Source organism: Sphingomonas tagetis, assembly GCF_024211275.1.
In the GTDB taxonomy this organism is placed as follows: Bacteria; Pseudomonadota; Alphaproteobacteria; order Sphingomonadales; family Sphingomonadaceae; genus Sphingomonas; species Sphingomonas tagetis.
Genome location: NZ_JAMLDX010000058.1, coordinates 1 through 1,014 on the forward strand (window position 1 = coordinate 1; position 1,014 = coordinate 1,014).

The 1,014-nt window shown below is 66.6% G+C and carries 1 protein-coding gene and 1 pseudogene; both read right to left on the reverse strand.

What is annotated here, in order from left to right:
* Nucleotides 1-785: methyltransferase (locus M9978_RS22995; RefSeq protein WP_254297504.1), on the reverse strand; the 785-nt coding region annotated here is incomplete at its 3' end.
* 13 nt (nt 786-798) lie between these two features.
* A pseudogene (locus M9978_RS23000) lies at nt 799-1,014 on the reverse strand (SDR family NAD(P)-dependent oxidoreductase); the annotation flags it as partial.

The following is a 1,014-nucleotide window of genomic DNA, read 5'->3' on the forward strand; positions in this document are numbered from 1 at the left end:
CCGAGTTTTCCAAGCGCCTCCCGCAGCGCATCGCGCCCGTCGACGATGGCACTGCCGGTGTACAGGATGAGCTTTCCGCCGGGCGCGAGCCGCTCGACTGCCATCTGCGCCATATCGAGCGACACTTGCGCGCCCAGCAGGCCGCCGCCATCGCGATAGGCGCGGCTGGATGCGTCGATGATATAGGGCGGATTGGCCAGCGCCACGTCGATCGCCCCCGCGATGCCGTCCAGATTGTCCCCCAAGATGCACTGCGCCGACAGGCCCGCGGCGGCGCTGTTGACCGCCGCGAATTGCAGCGCCCGCGCGTTGATGTCGGTCATGATGATGCGCGCGCCGGGGCAACAACGCGCGCCGACGACCGCACCGACGCCTGAACCGGTGCCGATATCGACCAGCGTGCCGGTGCAGCCTGAAAGCTCGGCTTCGATCAGCGTGGCGAAGCGATAGGAATCGGGTCCGAAGAACACTGCATTGTCAGCCTCCGTCGGATGGGCCGAATGGATGAACAGATCCTCGCCAAGCGAGGAAACCCTAATCCGGCTCCGCAACAAGCCATTCTCCTCGCTGAGCGCGCCGGCACGCTGCAACGGATCGAGGATATCGGCATCGAGCAGGCCGTGTTCGAAGGGCAAGCTCCATCCAAGGGCATCCTCCAGACAGCGAGCGACGCTGCGGTTCGAACGCGCCAGCACGCGGTCATGGCTGGCAGGCGTGATCGTCACGAAGCGATAGGCGCGCGCCTTGAGGCTGGCGAGCAGGTCGAGAAGCGCGGCCTGGTTCATGGCTCGCGGTGCGTCAGCGCTCGCCGCCGCCCGGCTCAGCCATCTTGCGATGTTGTTCGGCCAGCACCGACTGCGGCACGACACCGGCGCCGAGCACCTGCAACTTGTTCGACAGGCCCGACACGATGTGCCCCTGCCCGGCCATCAACGCATCCCAGCCGTCCCTGGCCACCTTCGCGGGATCGGCCTTCTTCTCGTCCTGCCCAACCTTGGTGTCGAGCATGTCGGC